The following is a 17,926-nucleotide window of genomic DNA, read 5'->3' on the forward strand; positions in this document are numbered from 1 at the left end:
CCTCATTGCGCACTGATGTAATGAAACTGCGCCTGCGACTTCTCGACCGCCGCACGCACCTGATCTTTCTGTGCGTCGGTGCCCGAGTAGTAGATCTGCAAACCCTTCAAATCCTGCCCTTCGACGGCTTTACCGATCACGGCAACATCAACCGGGGTGCCGGCCCCCATGATCAAAAAGAACACATCGCCCAAGCGCTTGGTATTCAGCAATTCGCTCCTGAGGCTGGCCGCGTTTTGGTCACCGGCCAGGGAAATCGCCAGGGTGTCGCCGAACATCCCACTTTTAGGGATGCTCATCGTGTGCAAGCGCAGTTTGTCTGAGTCGGCGGGCATCGACTTGACATAGGCAGTGGAGGCCTCGTCGAGAATCTGCTTTTCAGATTTACCCTGAGTGGCACAACCGGCCAGGGTGGCGATAAGGACGAGCGCGATAACTGATTTCACGGTGTATTCCTTGTGATAAAGCGATCCATGGGCTGCGCATCATAGGAGCCTCACCGCCAGAGAGCTACCGTTGAGTGCACGACCTCCCGTTCAACCGCGTGATCGACTACCATACCGCGCCGGTTCCCAAACGGGACTAATAGGGAATCCGAAGCGCGGTACACCCGCGTCAATCGGAACTGCCCCCGCAACTGTAGGTGCTGAGCCTGCTCCATGATGCCACTGGACCTTGTCCGGGAAGGCCGGAGCCTGGCGACGACGCATCAGTCAGGAGACCTGCCGGCCCAAGCTCAATGACTAACCGGCGGGGTGTCCGGGAAGGACATTCTTGCCTGCCTCTATCCTATCGCAGCGTTCAAGGGTGTATTTCCGAACGGCACGCACGCTTCACTCGGAGATAGCCCCATGCTGCCACGCGTTACCGCCCTGCTTACCGGCCTGGGTTTCTGTGCCCTGGCCCAAGCCGCGCCCACCCACTACCCGCTGACCGTGGAAAACTGCGGCAGCACCCTAACCTTTCAGCAAGCCCCGGCCCGCAGCGTGACCATCGGCCAGGCCGCCACCGAAATGCTCTACGCCCTGGGCGTGGGCGACAAAGTAGTCGGCACTTCGCTGTGGTTCAACAGCGTATTGCCGCAGTACAAGGCGCAGAACGATGGCATTGAGCGCCTGGCCAACAACGAGCCGAGCTTCGAAGCGGTGATCGCCAAGCGCCCGCAGCTGGTGGCCGCCGAGCTGGAATGGGTGGTCGGGCCGCAAGGCGTGGTCGGCACCCGCGAGCAATTCCATGAACTGAAAATTCCCACCTACCTGCTGCCCTCCGACTGCGAAGGCAAGGACAACCTGGTGGGCGCCGACGGCACGCGGCTGGAGCCGTTCCGCATCGAGACGATCTATAAAAGCATCAGCCAACTCGCCGAGATCTTCGACGTGCAGGCGCGTGGCCAACAGTTGAACGACGAACTCAAGGCGCGCCTGGCCAAATCCGTTGCCACCGTGCAAAGCAAGGGCCTCAAGCAAGCCAGCGCGTTGGTGTGGTTCTCCAGTTCCGAGATGACCAGCGACCCCTATGTGGCCGGCCACAAGGGCATTCCGCAATTCATGCTGGAAACCCTCGGTTTGCATAACGTCGTGCAGTCGGACGAAGAGTGGCCCGCCGTCGGCTGGGAAACCCTCGCCAAGGCCAACCCGACCGTGCTGGTGATCGCGCGCATGGACCGCCGCCGCTACCCCGCCGATGACCATGAAAAGAAACTCGCCTTCCTGCGCAGCGACCCGGTGACCCGCAACATGGACGCGGTGAAAAACAACCGCATCATCATCCTCGACGCGCTGGCGCTGCAAGCCAGCATCCGTACGTTCGACGGGCTTGAACAACTGGCCACGGCCATCGACGGCTACGACCTGTCCAAATGATCCGAACCCTACTCGCCCTGGCCCTGCTGCTGGCTGCTGTATTGGCTGGCGTCGCCATCGGCGAAACCGCCATCTCGCCGCAGGTGGTACTTCAAGTCCTCGCCAACAAACTGTGGGCGGCCGGCTACGTGCTCGACCCCATCGACGAAGGCGTGGTGTGGAACTACCGCCTCACCCGTACCCTGGTCGCCGCCGCGTGTGGTGCTGGGCTGGCGACCTGCGGCGTGATATTGCAATCGCTGTTGCGCAACCCGCTGGCCGATCCGTACCTGTTGGGCATCAGCGCCGGCGCCTCGACCGGCGCGGTGCTGGTGGCGTTGATGGGCGTGGGCGGCGGTTTGATCTCGTTGTCGGCGGGCGCGTTTGTCGGCGCCATGGCCGCGTTTGCGCTGGTGATCCTGCTCGCGCGCGCCAGCGGTTCGGCCAGTGGCACCGGCCAGATCATCCTGGCGGGCATTGCCGGGTCGCAGCTGTTCAATGCGCTCACCGCGTTCCTGATCACCAAATCCGCCAGTTCCGAGCAGGCACGCGGCATCATGTTCTGGTTGCTCGGTAACCTCAGTGGCGTGCGCTGGCCTTCGGTGTGGCTGGCGGTGCCGGTGGCGGTCGCAGGCTTGGCGGTGTGCCTGTGGCACCGTCGCGCCCTGGATGCGTTTACCTTCGGCAGCGACTCGGCGGCGTCCCTCGGTATTCCGGTGCGCCGGGTGCAGTTCGTGCTGGTGGGCTGCGCGGCGTTGGTGACGGCGGTGATGGTGTCGATTGTCGGCTCCATCGGGTTTGTGGGGCTGGTGATTCCCCACGCCGTGCGCCTGTTGCTTGGCACCGGGCATTCGCGCTTGCTGCCGGCCAGTGCGTTGGGTGGCGCGTTGTTCTTGATTGCGGCGGATGTGTTGTCGCGCACCTTGATCAAGGGCCAGGTGATTCCGGTCGGCGTGGTCACGGCGCTGGTCGGTGCGCCGGTGTTTGCGCTGATCCTCATTGGTCGGAGGAATGCGCGATGACCGTGCTGAGCTGCACAGGATTGGGTTTCAAAGTGCGCGAGGCGCAGTTGCTGAGCGACATTCATCTGGACGTTCAGCCGGGCGAAACCCTCGGTATCGTCGGGCCGAACGGCTCCGGCAAATCCACCTTGCTCAAGTTGCTCGCCGGGCTGCGCACGCCAGCGTCCGGCGAAGTGCTGCTGGGCGGCCAGCGCCTGGGCAAGCTGTCGCGCCGCGCCATCGCGCAACAACTGGCGGTGGTGGAACAGCAGGCCGACACCGACGACGCCATCCGCGTGTTCGACGCCGTGGCGCTGGGCCGCACACCGTGGTTGTCGGCGCTGAGCCCGTGGTCACCGGAGGACGACGCCATCGTCAACCAGGCCCTGCACGACGTCGACGCCACCCACCTGAGCCACCGCGCCTGGCGCAGCCTCTCGGGCGGTGAGCGCCAGCGCGTGCACATCGCCCGTGCGTTGGCGCAACGGCCGCAGATCCTGTTGCTGGATGAGCCGACCAATCACCTGGATATCCAGCATCAGCTGGGCATTTTGAAGGGGGTGCAAGGGTTGCCCGTCACCACCTTGATTGCCCTGCATGATCTGAACCAGGCGCTGACCTGCGATCGGCTGGCGGTGCTGGATCACGGGCAGTTGGTGGCACTGGGTAAACCACTGGACGTGCTGACGCCGCAGCGTTTGCAAGAGACGTTCGGCGTACAGGCACACTACCTGACAGACCCGTTCGATGGCGCACAGATACTGCGTTTACGCCCGAACTAAGCCTCTTGAAGCGAACGCTGGGTGTGACGTGACAAGGTCACGAACAACTCGGGCACCTGATAGATCAGCGCCTGGCGGATCAGCGGATGGTCCTGGCAAAACGCCTTGAGATTGAAGCCGACCTCACGGCCGAGGTTGGCGTTGATCAGTACCAGGTCAAATGCACGGTCGCCACAGCCGAGCAGCGTCGTCAGCTCGTCCAGGCTCGACACCGGCGCAATGGCGTAATAGCCCTGGTGGTTGAAGTCACGCTCCAGGCGCAGGCGCCGTTCGTGCTGGGTGTCGGCAATCATCACGCGCAAGCCCTTGTTGATCATGACCGGCTCCCGACGGCCGCAGCCGAGTGATGCAACCAGCCCAGCAGATCGCTGCCGCTCATGGGCCGTGCATGCCAATAGCCTTGGCCGAGGGTGCAGCCCAGCGCCAGCAATGCGCGGTGTTGCTCAGCCGTTTCGATGCCTTCGATCACCACCGACATGTCCAGCGCCTCACCCAAGGCCAACGTGCTGCCGATCACCGCCAGGCAGCGCGGCTCATGCTTGAGGTTGCGTACAAACTCCGCATCCAGCTTGATTTCATTGAAGGGCAACTGACACAGGCGCTGCATCGAGGAAAACCCGGCGCCGAAGTCATCGATCGACAAGCGACACCCCATCATCCGCAGGCGCACCAGGCTTTCCAGGCTGACATTCGGGGTTTCGAGCAGGCCGCTTTCGGTGATTTCAAAGGTGACATGGCTGCCCGCCACACTGTGACTCTGCAGGATCTGCTTGATGTTGCCGGCCAGCTCGCGATTGGCCAACTGGCTGGCGCTCAGGTTGAACGCCATGTTCAACAGGCTGCCTTGGCACCTGGCGTGTTCGTGCACAGCCAAGGCCTGGTGCATCTGCAGGTACAAGCCCTCATCCAGCAAACCGTGGCGTTCCAGCGCTGGCAAAAACACGGCGGGCGACACGATGCCTCGCGTCGGATGCTCCCAGCGTGCCAACACTTCTACCCCGCACACGGCGCCGCTGCGCAGGTTGAACTTGGGTTGGTAATACGCCTGCAATTGCTCCTCGGCCAGCGCTCGGCGCATCTGGGCTTCGGTGGCACACGCGGGTGCGTCATCGGGTGGGCAGGCTGCGATAGGCCGGGCATGCAACTGCTTTTTTAGCAATGCTTCCAGCGCCCCCGCCTGCAAAGGTTTTTCCACATCCCCGAGGAACTCCAGCCCCAGCAACGAGACGATCTGGCGCACCGCACGGCGCAAGTCCGGCGACAACGAGCTGCTGATGATGATCGACCCGACCTGCCCGCTGGCGCCGACGCGCTGGATGAACTCAACGCCGTCCATGCCTTCCATCTGCAAGTCACAGAGCGCGATGTCCACCGGGCCTTCGCGGTCCAGCAGGGCCAGGGCCTGGGCACCGTCCGCAGCTTCGAACACCGTGGCGCAGCCCAAGTGTTCAAGCATTTTGACGGCAACGGAGCGCTGGAAAGCATGGTCTTCCAATACCAGGACACGTAGCGCAAAGGTCATGAGGGCGGGACTCGTCTGTAGAGAAGTGCCCCATTGTTTCGCGACTTGGCCTAAGTGGACCTAGGAAACGTCTCTACGCTTGTAGGAAATTTCCCAAGAACGCCCACACCTCACGCCAGGTAATCCTCCAACTGCTCCGCCAAGTGCTCCATCGACTGTTGCAAGGTATCCACGGCCGCCGTCAGCGCCGCCGCGTCCAGCCCTTGGGCCGCCGACTCAAGGGCCTCGCACGCGTGGATCAAGCCGGCGGCGCTGATAATCCGCGCACCGCCCTTGACCCGGTGGGCCAGGTCAGCGAGCCCTTGCACATCGTGCTGGGTAAACAAGCGCATGAGCTTGGCCATGTCGCCGTCATTGCTCACGGCCAGGTCGCCCAGCAGGCGCTTGACCGACGCCTGGTCGCCACGGGCCAGTTGCTCCAGGCTGCTGATGTCGATGTCTTCCAACGGTGGCATGTCGGCCCGCGCGTCGGGTTGAACCACCGCCTGGGGTTTGACTTGCGCCAAGCGTGCACCCAGGTCCTTGAGGCTAATGGGCTTGAACAGGCAGTCGTCCATGCCCGCCTCGACGCAGCGCGCCTTCTCTTCGGCCAAGGCATTGGCGGTAAACCCCAGCACCAGACCGCGATGCAAGCCGCGCGCGGCCTCTTCGGCGCGAATCGCCCGCGCCAACGCGTAGCCATTCATGATCGGCATATTGCAGTCGGTGATGACCACATCGAACAGCTCGTTGCGCCAAGCCCGCAGGCCGTGGGCGCCGTCCTCGGCATCGGTGACCCGGTGGCCCAGGTAACCCAGTTGCTCCGACAACAACAGCCGGTTCGCCGGATAGTCGTCGATCACCAGGATATTCAGGGCCTCGCCAGCCACCTGGGGCTCAACCTCGGCCAAGGGTGCACAAGGTTCCAGGATCGGTGCATCCAAACGCACTTCAATCTGCGTGCCCTGCCCCAACGTGCTGTCCAGGGTCAGGGTACCGCCCATCATTTCGCACAGGGTGCGGCTGATCACCAGCCCCAGCCCCGAGCCGCCACGGGGCGCCTGGCCATGGTTGTCCGCCTGGGTAAACGGGCTGAACAGGCGTTGCTGGTCTTGCGCGGAGATACCGCGCCCACTGTCCTCCACGCGCAAGCACAGGGCCAGGCGTTCCTGCCCCGGCAAGACGTGCGCCCTGGCGACCAGGCGCACCTGGCCGGCATCGGTAAACTTGATCGCATTGCTCAGCAGGTTGGACAACACCTGCTTGAAGCGCTGCGGGTCGATCAGCACCTCGGTACTGATCTGTGCCTCCAGGTCCAGCTGCAAGCGCAGTTGTTTCTGCCGGGCGAGACCATCGAACACCCGCGCCACCGACTCGATCAGTTCACGCAGGTTGGCCCGCTCCGGCGCCAGCGACAGGCGCCCGGATTCAATACGCGCGATATCGAGAATATCGCCAATCAGGTCGAGCAGGCCCCGCGCCGCGCCGGAGGCGACTTCGATGGCCGAACGGTCGAGCACCCCCTTGTCGGCTTTTTTCATCGCCAGTTCGAGCATGCCGATCACCGCATTCATCGGCGTGCGGATCTCATGGCTCATGGTCGCCAGGAACGTGGTCTTCGCCCGGTTGGCGGCGTCGGCATCATCCTTGGCGACTTGGAGTTCCTGCACCAAGCGCTGCCGCTCGCTGAGTTCTTCGCTCAGCGCCCGCTCGGCTTCGCGCCGCTTGCCGATCAACCAGCGCAAATAGCCGATCCAGCCCAAGGCCAGTGCCAGCAGCACCGCCGCAATGGCAAAGCCCTGGAGAATCGCGCTGCGATTGCGCAGCCAATAGCTGTCGTCGATGACCACCTCGTTGCGCCAGCGGTTGGTCAGCTCGTCCATTTCCTCGGGGGTGATGCTGAGCAGTGCCTTATCGAGGATCGAATACAACTCCAGCGCGCCGCGATTGGTCGCCAGGGCGATCCGCGCCGGCATCGTCCCAACGGTGCTGGTGACCTGCAAGCGATTGCGGTACTGCCGGGAGATCATATAGCGCGCACTGATCAAGGAATTGATCGCGCCGTCCACTTCGCCCTTCGCCACCATGGCCATGGCGTCGACGGCGTTCTGTGCGGGCACCAATTGCACCTGGGGGAACTGCTCCACCAGGTATTCGCGCATCACATTGCCCTGGACCAGGGCCAGGCGCTTGCCGGCCATCTGGTCGAGGGTCTGGGGCTTGTCATCGCCGATGGGCGTGACCAGCACAAACGGGTTGGTCAGGTACGGCCGCGTGAAGCGCAAGGCATTTTCACGCTCGGCACTGGGGGTAAACGCGGCCAGCATATCGGCCTTGCCGCTGGTGACCTGGTCGATCAGATCCTGCACCGACTCGGCCCGCTGCAGATCGAATTGCAGGCCGGTGCGCAGGCTGACCTTGGCCAGCACATCGGCGCTGATGCCACGAAAGTTGCCGTCTTCATCGACAAACGTCAGCGGCAGGAAGTTTTCATTGATCGCCACCGTCACCCGTGGATGCTGCTCCATCCAGCGTTGTTCACTGTTGCTGAAGTGCAACGTCTGCCGACCCGGCATACTCGCACCGCCGGCACTCCAGCGACGCAGGATGGTCATGCGCTCCGCCGCCGGGATCGTCGTGAGCGCCGTATTGAGGATGCGCAGCAAGCGCTCGTTGCTGCGGCTGACGGCAAAGGCGAACGGCTGCACTTCCATCTGCGAGAAGTCGCTGAGCTGGACGTTGTTCAGGTAGTTCTTGTTGATCAGGTAGTTGGAACTGATGGAGTCGCCCAGGTAGACATCGGCCTGGCCGAACGCAACTGCGCCAATCGCACTCAAGGTCGACGGAAACAGTTGCACGGTCGCCTCGGGGTAAAACGCCTTGACCGCGTCCGGCGGCAGGTAGTGATAGAGCATCGCCACGTGCTTGCCCGCCAGGTTCGGCGGCAGGTTCTGGCTGTCACCAATCCGCGTGACCAGTACTGGCTGGTCATTGGCATACTCCTGGGACAGGGCCAACTCGGGGTCAGCGGCTTCAAATCCGTTGGCCGTGCCGAGCATGTCGATCTCGCCGCTTTTCAGCGCGGCAATCACCTCGGCGCGCGAGCTGTAGCGGCGCACATCGACCTGCATGTGCAGCAACTGCGCGATCAGTTGTGCATAGTCCGCGGTGATGCCCTGGTAATCGTCACCATTGCCGGTCATGCCGAAGGGCGAGTAGTCCGGGGCCGAAGCGCCTAACACCAGCGTGCGTTTGTGGCGCAGCCAGTTCCAGTCGGGCTCGTCGAGGCCGACCGAGTAATCTTCCACCGTCGAACGCCCGAGCAGATGCAACGACTCGCTAGAGGCCAATACGGGCGGTGCCGCCGCCAGCGCCCCCAGCAACAGCAGGCCGGCCACGTAGGTTCCGAGAAATCGCTTCATCTAGATCAGGCTGTTGCGCTTGGCGAAATCGGCCAGGTACACCACGGACTTCACCTTGAGTTTTTCGATCAGTCGCGTCTTGTAGGTGCTGACGGTCTTGTTGCTGAGCAGCATCGAATCACCGATTTCCTTGTTGCTCAGGCCCAGGGCCAGTTGCTGCAAAATCGTCAGCTCGCGATCGGACAAGCTCTGGATCAACTCCAGGTCCGTCGCATCGGCATCACTGCGCCGCACCGAACTGGTGGCCAGGTTGGGAAAGAAGGTATAGCCGCCCATCACCGCTTTGATCGCCTTGACCAACTCGTCCAGGCCATTGGTCTTGGAGATGAATCCAGCCGCACCGGCCTTCATGCAGCGCATCGAATAGAACAGCGCCGACTGGGAGGTCAACACCAGCACTTTGGTCGGCACGCCCAGGCCGCTGATCCGCGAAATCACTTCAAGCCCGTCCAACTTGGGCATGGTGATGTCCAGCACCACCAGATCCGGCGCATGCTCGCGCACCAGTTGCACCGCGTCGGCACCGTTGTCCGCCTCGGCCACCACTTCAAAGTGTTCCTGGTTGAGCAACATCTTGACGGAAGAGCGAATGAACGGGTGATCGTCCACAACTATCGCTTTATGCATACAGACCTCTGTAAGACAGCCGACGTACGAGCGTGCCAACGCCATGGACGGCATAAGGCCTCATCCATGAAATGCACCCGCCGAAAATACATGAGCATCGCTCAATTGTAGGAAATTTCCTAAGAATTACCGCGCCGTGCAGGGAAGTTTTCACGGCGCAATGACCGCCTTGTCCAGCCACTGCAACAAGTCCCTTCCGGTCATGGGCCGCGCCAGGTGATAACCCTGGCCAACTTCGCAGCCGAGTTCCAGCAAACCCGCGCACACCCGAGGGCTGCTGACGCCTTCGATGACCAGGGTCATATCCAGCGAACGCACCAGCGCCCGTGTACCGGCCACCATCGAGCGGTTACGCAAACGGTCCAGGCGCTGCACGAACTTGCCATGCAGCTTGATCTGGTTGAACGGCAGTTGGCACAGCGACTTGAGCGAGGAAAACCCCAGGCCGAAATCGTCCAGTGACAAACCGCAACCCAGCAGTTTGAGGCGCAGCAGGTTCTCTCGGGTCTGTGGCGCACACACCAGTACGCCGTTTTCCGCCAGTTCGAAGGTGAGTGTCGAACCCTTGAAGCGATGACGTTCCAGGGCCTGCCGGATGTGCTCGACCAACGCCGGGCTGGCCAGTTGCGAGGCATGCAGGTTGAACGCCAGCGTCAGGCTCACGCCCTGGTGACGCAGAATCCCCAGCAACCCCAAACCCTGCTCCAGCAATTGCGTGAACATCTGGTCGATCAAATCATAGGCCAGCACCGCCCCCAGGAAATCGGCCGGCAGTAATACACCGCGCGCCGGATGCTCCCAGCGCACCAGGGCTTCCACTCCGGTGACTGCCTTGCTGTGCAAGTGCAGTTGCGGTTGGAACCAGGCGCGAAACTCACCCAGGGCCAGGCCACGGCGCACCTCGTCTTCGGTGGGTAGAAGGCCACGCTCCCCCGCCTGTTTTTCCAGCACCTGTCCTGGTGGAAAGGTCATCGTCTACCCCATCACTCAACCGAACCGAGAGCCGACATAGTGGCGAGCGAGGTGGACACAGGTCGTAGCTTCTATCCGACCAGGCTGTAGGAAATTTCCGACACAAATCCTCAGTAGTAAATCACCTGCACCACCATCACCGCTTCAAACGGCCCGACCTGCGGGTCGCCCAACGCCACGACGGAGGCGCTGAAGGGCACGTCGATATGGCTGACACTGGCCGCGAACACCGCCAGGGGGAACGGCTCGTTGATCGGCACCCGATTGTTGCGGGCATCGCGGACCTGGATGCCGAACTGGCTGTCCGCCTTCGGCAACACGTTGTAAAGGCCCTGCTGATTGGCCGTCACCAGCGTGGCGCCGATATTCAGGGCGGTACTGCACTTTTTTTCCAGCGCCAGGCTGAACGGCTGGGTAGGGTTGGGCGGCGAGAAACCGGTGGTGGTTTTCTGGATCACGCCGAAATCCACAATGCCCGGCTCCGGGGTCACGGTGACGTCCACCGTGCACGCGGTGCCGACGATGTTCTGCAAACCACTGAGCTGGAAACGGAAGTTGCCATTCGGGTTACTCGGCCCTCCGTTGAGGCCATACAGGCCGTCAAACTGGAACACGTCATAGGTGTCCTGGGACGGCCGTTGCAGCGGTAGCAACCCGCGTTTGCGGATCACCACCTGGAAGGCAATGCTTGGGTTGGCCAGGGAACACGGCAGCATCTCGGCATTGTTGGTCGCGCCAGGGCAGCCACGGGAAATGAATCCAGTGTTCACGCCCTGGGTCGGGTTGGAACTCCAGTCGCCATCCCAAGCGGTGACCTGCCGATAGACCAGGCCGAACTCAATGCCCCAGGCCGTAGCGTTGAGGCCGGCAGGGTTGCCATAGAAGTAAATCGGGTCGTCCTCGTCAAAATGCTGATCGTGCAATTTGAAGCACTTGGCCGGCACCACGTGGGTCTTCGAGCGCCAGATGATCGTGCCGTCTGGCACGGTGTCTGGCACCGACACCGGGCCGATGTACTCGCTCAGGTAATTACCGTCGTTCTCCGACTTGCACAACAGCGCCCATGACGCCTGGGAAAACACCAGCAACAACGCTGCCAGGCACAGCCTCGGGCCCCAACCGGTCATGGCTTCACGGCCTGGCACGCGGTGGCGGTGCAGGTGAACGGCGTGTCGGTCTGCCCGCCGAAATCATTCATGTTCGACACCCGCAACTCGCTGAACCCCAGGCTGGCCAACGGCAAACGTGCGCTGGCATGGGGTGCGATCATCACCGTCTCCACCGGCATCTTGGTTTTCTGCGGGCCCACCAACAGGCCGACCACAGTGATGTGGAACGGCGTCGGGTTGCTCACTTGCAATTGCTTGGCCGCCGGGTCGATCACCAGGCTCAGCCCCTCGGCCATGTCGGCGCCGCGCTCGCGCTTCACCGAGGCTGGGCGATAGAACAATTTGATCTTCGACTGCAAGGCAATCTGCATCGCATTGACCGCCTCGCTCTTGGGCGGGATCTCACGGATGTTGAGGTAGAACACCGATTCACGGTCCGTGGGCAACGTGGTCTGGGGCAATTTCACAATACGCAGCACGCTGCTCTCATTCGGTTCGATACGTTGCAGCGGCGGCAGCACCATGAACGGCGTGGTGATTTTCTTGCCCTGCTCGTCCTCGATCCAGGACTGCACCACAAACGGCAGTTGCAGGTTCTTGTTGCTGACCGTGACACTCACCGAAGTGGCGCTTTCTTCGAAAATCACGCGGGTGCGATCCGGCACCACGGCCGCGTTGGCCAACAACGGCACACACAGCACGGCCAGGCGCGCGATACGGTTGAACATCAATCGAGACATCAGGGAACACTCCAAGTCAACGGATTAGGGGGATCACAAACACCGCACGGGTGTCGGGATATTGGTCACGACGTCTTCCGGCGGCAGCACCGCCAACGCGCAGAGATGGCTGTCGTCCCAGCGTGCCACCAGCTCGGCCCCGGCCTTGGCGCCAAGCAAATACGTGATGCCCGCCTCCCCGACAATGCCGACTTCCTTGTGGGTGTGTTTGTCCTGCACCGAGGCCCCGAACGGCACCACCTGGCCGTTGGCCTGGGTCAGTTCGACATAGGCGTTGTAGCCCTGGGCGGCAGCAAAGTTGACGTAGCCGATGGCGCCCTCAGTCAACGCCAGGCGCTGGATCGGGTTGGACACTTCGGTCTTGAGCGGCAGTTTTTCGATGTTCACCCGCGCCTCATAGGCCTGGAACGCCGGCAGCCCATCCATCACCGTGTAGCCGTCGCGGTTGGAGCGCGCCTGGCCGGTGAAGGCCACGTCCGGCACGCCGTCGGTCGACACCAGCAACCGCGTATCGCCATTAGAGCCATTGCCATGGGCCGTGACGCCGTAGCGGGTCACCACCAACGAGCTGTCGAACTCGCCGGTCAGCGAGCGGTACGTGCTGCCATCGGTGGTGGCCGAGGCATTGGCGCGGTAGGTGGACGCACGCTTGCCGACATAGGCATTCACGTATTTGTTGTCGCCCATGCCGCCGTACACCTGGTAGTTCATGCCTTCGCCATCGTCGTGGCTGTAGCCGACACTGGTTGACGTCGCGCCGGGGCTGGCGCGCTGCACCGTCGCGGACATCATCGAATTGCCCCCAGCGGCACGCTCACCCCCAGGTACAGCTGGGTGTCGCGGTTCTGCGCGTTGCGGGTCTGGAACGCCGACAGGTTGACGTTGATGTTCTTGACGTTGCCCACGGCAAAACTGCGCGCCAGCGACAGGCCGAAACGGTCCGAGGGCGCGGCGTCCCAGTAAGTGGAATGGTCAAACGACAGGCTGGTGGACAGCCACGCAAAGCGCTTGGCCAGCATCACCGAATAGCGCTGCTTGCCGGCATTCAGCGAATAGGCATCCGGATCCCCGACAAACTGTGAGAAGTTGGTGAAGGTGCGGTCGGAAAACCGGTAGCCGAGGAAGCGTAAATCGGTGCCAATCGCATCGAAGTGCTTGGAATAGTTGATGCGGTAGGAGTTGCCCACCACGGTCTCGGCGCTGTTGCGCAACGTGGCCCTGGAGGTGGTGACGTCGGCGGAAATCGCGCCAAACACGCCGAGGTCCTTGCCCAGGCCCACGGCATGGGAGAGATAGCCGCTGGCTGCCAGCACACCGCCGTAGAGTGTCCAGTCCTGGGACAGGCCATAAGCCAGTTCGGACGCCACGAAACCCGGCTCGGTGCCGCCCTTGCCGGTCAAGCGCGGTTGGCCCGCCGACACTTTGTAGCGCAACTCGCCGTCACGGGACAGGAACGGCACCGCCGCCGTGGTCACGGTAAAGGTCTGCTCGGTGCCGTCTTCCTCATGCACGGTCACGTCCAGCGTGCCCTGCACACTGCTGTTGAGGTCTTGGATGCTGAACGCGCCCGGCGTCACCGTGGTGGAATACAACACGCGGCCCTGCTGGGCCACGGTCACCCTCGCGTTGGTGCGCGCCAGGCCGCTGATCAAGGGCGCATAGCCGCGCAGATTGGGCGGCAGCATGCGGTCATCGCTGCTCAGGCTCACCCCGCGCAGGGCGAAGGTGTCGAACACATCGGAGTTGAGATAGTCCTCGCCCACCGAGAGTTTCGAGCGAATCGAAGGCAGCGCACGGTAGGCGTACAGGCGGTTGAGCTGGAACGCCTGCTCATTGCCACGCCCGCCCTGGCTGCCGCTGTCTTGCTGGGCCTGGTAGTCGGCCCGCAGGCGCCAGGCATCGATGTTCAAACCGGCGGTGCCGTAGCTCTGCAATACCGTGGAGTTGCCGCTGGTGGTGGACTGGCGCTGGTTGGCGATCACCCGGTAATCCAGCAGCGCACCGTCCAGCCCGTCGCTCCAGGCGGCGGGCGGGATGTAGTTGGGGTCGTCATATTCGAACGACGCCTGGGGCAGGCTGATCACCAGCCGGCCCAGGTTCTGCGCGTAGTTGATCGAGGCGTTGGTGATCGCGGTAAGGTCCACGCACCGGCCATCAGCAAGGCGCGGCAGGCTTTCGAACAGGTCGGGCTTTAGACCGAAGGTCGCCACCAGCGCTTCGGGCAAGCAGGCATAACTGTCCTGCGCCGAACGTCCCCTGTTGAATTCAATGGAACGTGTTCCGAAATAACGTTGGTTGACCACGATATCCACCACATAACTGCCGGGCACCGTGTAATGCGCTTGGGTGAACTGCCCGAGACTGACGTGATCGTCAGAGTCGATATTCAAGAACTCCGAATTAAACTCCACCGCGAAGGAATAACGCGCGCAGGAAAGTAATACGCAAGACACGAAAAGTTTGCGACAGCCCACGGAAATAACCCTTTTATCAACCAGGCAACAGGCAAGAAAAAAGGGGCTCGCGCCCCTTTTTCATCACAACCGATAAAGCACTATCAGTTGTAAGCCACGGTGAAGTTGGCAACGCTGTCCGCTTCACCGGTGGTCACGGTGGCGGCGGTGGCTTCGTACATGGCGGCGAAGGTCACGGTGTTGTTGCCGTTCTGCAATACCACCGGTGCAACTTGTTCCTTACCGTTGTCGAGCATCTCGCCGGCGCTGGCCTGCAGGCGGATACCGACGTTCTGGGCCAGGCCAGTGGTGGCGAACAGGCCCGGTACCGCCGGGTCTTGCACGCCGCTGAAGGTGAAGCGCGCGTTCTGCTGGGTGGAGGTATCGCACTCGGTCAGGATGATGTCGAACTTGGTCGGCGTGGAGCGATCACCGACGGCGCGGAACTGGTTCGACGGCACCTGGCCCAGGGACACGGTCTGGTCCAGGGAATTGGCGTCGATGCCGCAGGCGCCCGAAACGATCTCACCGATGAAACGCACGGTGCCTGGGTTACCGCTCGCCGGCGTGGCCGCGTTGGCGAAGGAAGCAAGGCCCATGGCAACAGCAGCGGCAGTAACAGCGACAATCTTTTTCATGAGTTCAACTCTAGGGTTAATTATGGTTAGGCCCAGAAACCCGACTTCCCAAACAGACACTACCGACACTTATCTAAATCCCCATCCCGAAGAACAGCGCGCATCCGTTAAAACACGTTAAGTGTTTTGGCTGTTCGCTCAGTTAAAGCGTCGCTAACAACCTGGCTATTGAAGAAGTTCAAACATCTCTATGGCGGGAGGAATCATGAGCGTCGGCCTTAGTTGGAAATGTAAGTTCCTTCTCCGCAAACTGTAGGAATTTTCCCGGCGAATATTCCTTCAGATAAAGCCTCTTCCACTTCAAGGTGCCTTGCAGATCGCCTCCATCACCCGATAGCCATCCACTGGTGCGGTCTGGCTGATATCCAGCTCGACCGTGCAACGCTGCGCAGCTTTCTCGCCCCACTTCATGCTGTAGACCTTGCCCTCGTCGACGGCGATCAGCACCTGCCCGGCCTGCCCGACCACGCCTGCGCTCACGCCCTTGTCGTCGAGCACCGTGGTGCCGAACGGCGGCAGCGAACCGTCCTGCAAGCGCACACTGAGCACGACTTTTTCCGAGCGGCGCGCGGCGAACGCCGCCTTGACCACTGCGCCACGGCGCGGCACCACGTTGGTCACGCCGTCGTCGATGTCGACGCTGGTGTCCAGCTCGCCCGTGTCCAGGGCCACGCGGTTCTTGCGATACGGCGTCACGTAGGGCACCAGCGCATAGCCCTTCTGGTTGGTGAGGGTGCCGGGAGCATTGAGCACGCCGACATTGGGCGTGTCCTTGATTTCCACCAGGGCCACGGTTTCGCTGAGCGCCTGACCAAACTCCACGCCATCGCCATGGGCCAGCACCGAACCCGATGCACTCACCGAGGCCTGCCGGTAGCCATTGCCCACGCTCACACCTGCGCCCAACTGGGCATACGGCGCACGGTAACCGACCAGTGCCGAGCCATTGTTGCCGGCCAGGTCCGAACGGTTGGCATTGACGTTGTACGTCAGGTTGCCGTCGTTGCCGCTGAGGCCGGCACGCTGGTCCAGGCTGCCGTCATTGTTGCGGGTGACCGAGTAGGTGGCGGTGCTGCGGGTCTGGCCGATGGGCATCGACACGGTGAACACCACCTGGTTGTTCTCGCCGTAGTTGTCGGTGAGGGTCTTGCTGGCATACACGCCGTAGGTCACGCCTTTGTGTTGGGTGTTGAAGCCCAGTTGCATCTGTTTGTCCTGGCGCGAAGACCCCCAATAATGCTGCTGGCTCATGTTGAGGTAGAACGAGCCACGGCTGCCCAGGGCCTGATTGACACTGGCCTCGACCTTGCTGCGCTTGGACAGGCCGAAATAGTCGTTGGGGTCCTGCAGGCGCACGGCCTCCTCGAAGTCACGGTAGCCCTCGGTGGAATAGCGATACCCGGCAAAACGCACCGAAGTGCCCGTCTCGAAGGCCTTGCCATAACGCACGCTCACGCTCTGGCCTTTTTGCTGGCCGCCCTGCGCCTGGGGCACATCCGCCTGGGCCTGGGTGACATCCACCGACACCGCCCCCAGGCTGCCCAGGCTCTTGCCGACGCCCACCACCCCGGCGCGGTAGAAATCCGCGCCCAGCAGGCCGCCATACAGCGTCAGGTCAAAAGGCAGGCCGTAGGCCAACGATGCCTGGGCAAATGCGGGGCGCTGGCCACCGTCCACAGCGTTGTATTCACCCAGGGTCATGCTGTAGCGCCAGGTTTTTTCCCGCAGCATATTGCCCAAGGTGGCGTAAGGCTGGGTGAAGCGGCGCTCGCGGCCGTCGGCCTCGGTGATGATGATTTCCAGGTCGCCGCTGCCCGAGGCGGCGTTGAGGTCATCGATCTCGAACGCGCCGGGGGCCACGTAGGTGGTATAGAGGGAAAAGCCGTTCTGGCGCACTTCAACCTTGGCCTGGCTTTCGGCAATGCCACGGATGATCGGCGCGTAACCCTGCATCGAGTCCGGCAACATGCCCATGTCCGACGCCACCTGCACGCCACGGAACGGGATGCTGTCGAACACATCCCCCGGCGTGAAACTCTCGCCCAGGGTCAGGGTGCCCTTGAGTGCGGTGAGGTCCCGTTGCGCGTAGGTGTTGCTGCGCTGCCAATCCTGCTGGCCCTCCTCATCCTGGCGGAATGAAGAGCTGCTGCGAAAACGCCAGTCGCCCAGATTGAAACCGCCATTGGCATACAGGTTGTACTGGCTGCCGCTGCCGCGCCTGTCAGACTGGGTCTGCGCTGCGGAAAACTGATAGTTGAGCATCGCCGCGTTAATGCCACGGTCCCAGTCTTGAGGCGCGACATAACCGGCCGCATCTCGGCGCAGGGCGATCTGCGGCACGCTGATATCGAGGGCCAGGTGGTTGGCGTCGAAACTCACCGACGCGCCCTCGACCATGGCCGCCAGGTCAATGCATGCCGGCAACGCGTCACCCGGCACCTGGAACGCCTCCAGCTTTACACCCAGTTCCTTGAGAAACGCCTCGGACAGACAAACCCGTACTTCACCGCTGGCTTCATCCTTGGCGAAGGTCATGTCGCGGCGGTCGAAAAAACTCTGGTTCAGGCGAATCACCACCGGGTAGGTGCCAGGACCAATGCTGCCGCTGTTGGCGATGGCGTCCAGGTCCAGGTTCGGCCCGGCGCTGGTGCCGCCAAAGGACTGCATGAAACTGGCATCAAACTTCGCCGGCTCTTCGGCAAACGCCACGCCGCCCATCAACGCGGCCAGCACGGCGGCGGACAAGCGCAAAGGCGTGAAGGGCACGGTCAGGCAGTCAAGGTTCAAGGCATAGGTTCGCATGGCAGCACTCAATACGAGGCCATCACGCTGCGGCGGCA

General features: G+C 62.4%; 15 protein-coding genes and 1 riboswitch. Of the genes, 3 read left to right on the forward strand and 12 right to left on the reverse strand.

Annotated features, from left to right (window positions below):
* Positions 1-2: 2 nt before the first annotated feature.
* On the reverse strand, positions 3-446 hold the full coding sequence (locus tag AYR47_RS27660) for a hypothetical protein (protein ID WP_061449081.1): 444 nt from the start codon (positions 444-446) through the stop codon (positions 3-5).
* A gap of 103 nt (positions 447-549) precedes the next feature.
* Positions 550-744: riboswitch (cobalamin riboswitch) on the forward strand.
* Between the two features lie 107 nt (positions 745-851).
* Between AYR47_RS27660 and AYR47_RS27665 the strand changes: the two genes are divergently transcribed.
* The 3 genes from AYR47_RS27665 to AYR47_RS27675 are packed head-to-tail and all read left to right on the forward strand — an operon-like array spanning position 852 to position 3,624.
* Positions 852-1,862 (forward strand): ABC transporter substrate-binding protein, encoded by a 1,011-nt coding sequence (locus AYR47_RS27665; protein WP_061449082.1) that lies wholly within the window; start codon positions 852-854, stop codon positions 1,860-1,862.
* The gene (locus AYR47_RS27670; RefSeq protein ID WP_033901824.1) at positions 1,859-2,863 is read left to right on the forward strand and encodes a FecCD family ABC transporter permease; all 1,005 of its coding nucleotides are present in this window, start codon (positions 1,859-1,861) and stop codon (positions 2,861-2,863) included. Before AYR47_RS27665 ends, AYR47_RS27670 begins: the two co-directional genes overlap by 4 nt.
* The gene (locus tag AYR47_RS27675) at positions 2,860-3,624 is read left to right on the forward strand and encodes an ABC transporter ATP-binding protein (RefSeq protein WP_061449083.1); all 765 of its coding nucleotides are present in this window, start codon (positions 2,860-2,862) and stop codon (positions 3,622-3,624) included. The genes AYR47_RS27670 and AYR47_RS27675 overlap by 4 nt, the downstream gene beginning before the upstream one ends.
* Here AYR47_RS27675 and AYR47_RS27680 read toward each other — a convergent pair.
* The 11 genes from AYR47_RS27680 to AYR47_RS27725 all read right to left on the reverse strand — a co-directional run bounded on the left by AYR47_RS27680 (position 3,621) and on the right by AYR47_RS27725 (position 17,888).
* A complete protein-coding gene (locus AYR47_RS27680; protein ID WP_061449084.1) occupies positions 3,621-3,941 on the reverse strand; it encodes a hypothetical protein in 321 nt (106 codons plus the stop codon). The genes AYR47_RS27675 and AYR47_RS27680 overlap by 4 nt on opposite strands.
* The gene (locus AYR47_RS27685) at positions 3,938-5,146 is read right to left on the reverse strand and encodes an EAL domain-containing response regulator (RefSeq protein ID WP_061449085.1); all 1,209 of its coding nucleotides are present in this window, start codon (positions 5,144-5,146) and stop codon (positions 3,938-3,940) included. Before AYR47_RS27685 ends, AYR47_RS27680 begins: the two co-directional genes overlap by 4 nt.
* Before the next feature lie 110 nt (positions 5,147-5,256).
* Positions 5,257-8,547, reverse strand: a complete 3,291-nt coding sequence (locus AYR47_RS27690; protein WP_061449086.1) for a transporter substrate-binding domain-containing protein — start codon at positions 8,545-8,547, stop codon at positions 5,257-5,259.
* Positions 8,548-9,174 (reverse strand): response regulator transcription factor, encoded by a 627-nt coding sequence (locus tag AYR47_RS27695; RefSeq protein WP_033897124.1) that lies wholly within the window; start codon positions 9,172-9,174, stop codon positions 8,548-8,550.
* A gap of 150 nt (positions 9,175-9,324) precedes the next feature.
* Positions 9,325-10,146, reverse strand: coding sequence for an EAL domain-containing protein (locus AYR47_RS27700; protein ID WP_061449087.1), 822 nt, complete (start codon positions 10,144-10,146; stop codon positions 9,325-9,327).
* Positions 10,147-10,256: 110 nt separating this feature from the next.
* Positions 10,257-11,273: a fimbrial protein gene (locus AYR47_RS27705; RefSeq protein ID WP_061449088.1), complete on the reverse strand. Its 1,017-nt coding sequence runs from the start codon at positions 11,271-11,273 to the stop codon at positions 10,257-10,259.
* On the reverse strand, positions 11,270-11,995 hold the full coding sequence (locus tag AYR47_RS27710) for a fimbrial biogenesis chaperone (RefSeq protein ID WP_061449089.1): 726 nt from the start codon (positions 11,993-11,995) through the stop codon (positions 11,270-11,272). The genes AYR47_RS27705 and AYR47_RS27710 overlap by 4 nt, the downstream gene beginning before the upstream one ends.
* Before the next feature lie 33 nt (positions 11,996-12,028).
* Positions 12,029-12,787 carry a fimbria/pilus outer membrane usher protein gene (locus tag AYR47_RS33140; protein ID WP_208603916.1) on the reverse strand — a complete coding sequence of 253 codons (759 nt, stop codon included), beginning with the start codon at positions 12,785-12,787 and terminating at the stop codon, positions 12,029-12,031.
* On the reverse strand, positions 12,784-14,385 hold the full coding sequence (locus tag AYR47_RS27715) for a fimbria/pilus outer membrane usher protein (protein ID WP_208603917.1): 1,602 nt from the start codon (positions 14,383-14,385) through the stop codon (positions 12,784-12,786). The genes AYR47_RS33140 and AYR47_RS27715 overlap by 4 nt, the downstream gene beginning before the upstream one ends.
* 167 nt (positions 14,386-14,552) lie before the next feature.
* Complete coding sequence (locus tag AYR47_RS27720; RefSeq protein WP_061449090.1) at positions 14,553-15,086, reverse strand: fimbrial protein; 534 nt, start codon at positions 15,084-15,086, stop codon at positions 14,553-14,555.
* 300 nt (positions 15,087-15,386) lie between these two features.
* Entirely contained in the window at positions 15,387-17,888 is a 2,502-nt protein-coding gene (locus tag AYR47_RS27725; RefSeq protein WP_061449091.1) for a fimbria/pilus outer membrane usher protein, read from the reverse strand.
* Positions 17,889-17,926: the final 38 nt, after the last annotated feature.

It is taken from the genome of Pseudomonas azotoformans, assembly GCF_001579805.1.
Classification (GTDB): domain Bacteria; phylum Pseudomonadota; class Gammaproteobacteria; order Pseudomonadales; family Pseudomonadaceae; genus Aquipseudomonas; species Aquipseudomonas azotoformans_A.

Excerpts from the sequence above, each read along its gene's own strand:
- AYR47_RS27670 (WP_033901824.1), top strand. The coding sequence starts at position 1,859 with ATGATCCGAACCCTACTCGCCCTGGCCCTGCTGCTGGCTGCTGTATTG.
- AYR47_RS27665 (WP_061449082.1), top strand. The coding sequence starts at position 852 with ATGCTGCCACGCGTTACCGCCCTGCTTACCGGCCTGGGTTTCTGTGCC.
- AYR47_RS27700 (WP_061449087.1), bottom strand. The coding sequence starts at position 10,146 with ATGACCTTTCCACCAGGACAGGTGCTGGAAAAACAGGCGGGGGAGCGT.
- AYR47_RS27705 (WP_061449088.1), bottom strand. The coding sequence starts at position 11,273 with ATGACCGGTTGGGGCCCGAGGCTGTGCCTGGCAGCGTTGTTGCTGGTG.
- AYR47_RS33140 (WP_208603916.1), bottom strand. The coding sequence starts at position 12,787 with ATGATGTCCGCGACGGTGCAGCGCGCCAGCCCCGGCGCGACGTCAACC.
- AYR47_RS27710 (WP_061449089.1), bottom strand. The coding sequence starts at position 11,995 with ATGTCTCGATTGATGTTCAACCGTATCGCGCGCCTGGCCGTGCTGTGT.
- AYR47_RS27690 (WP_061449086.1), bottom strand. The coding sequence starts at position 8,547 with ATGAAGCGATTTCTCGGAACCTACGTGGCCGGCCTGCTGTTGCTGGGG.
- AYR47_RS27685 (WP_061449085.1), bottom strand. The coding sequence starts at position 5,146 with ATGACCTTTGCGCTACGTGTCCTGGTATTGGAAGACCATGCTTTCCAG.
- AYR47_RS27695 (WP_033897124.1), bottom strand. The coding sequence starts at position 9,174 with ATGCATAAAGCGATAGTTGTGGACGATCACCCGTTCATTCGCTCTTCC.
- AYR47_RS27680 (WP_061449084.1), bottom strand. The coding sequence starts at position 3,941 with ATGATCAACAAGGGCTTGCGCGTGATGATTGCCGACACCCAGCACGAA.
- AYR47_RS27720 (WP_061449090.1), bottom strand. The coding sequence starts at position 15,086 with ATGAAAAAGATTGTCGCTGTTACTGCCGCTGCTGTTGCCATGGGCCTT.
- AYR47_RS27725 (WP_061449091.1), bottom strand. The coding sequence starts at position 17,888 with ATGCGAACCTATGCCTTGAACCTTGACTGCCTGACCGTGCCCTTCACG.
- AYR47_RS27675 (WP_061449083.1), top strand. The coding sequence starts at position 2,860 with ATGACCGTGCTGAGCTGCACAGGATTGGGTTTCAAAGTGCGCGAGGCG.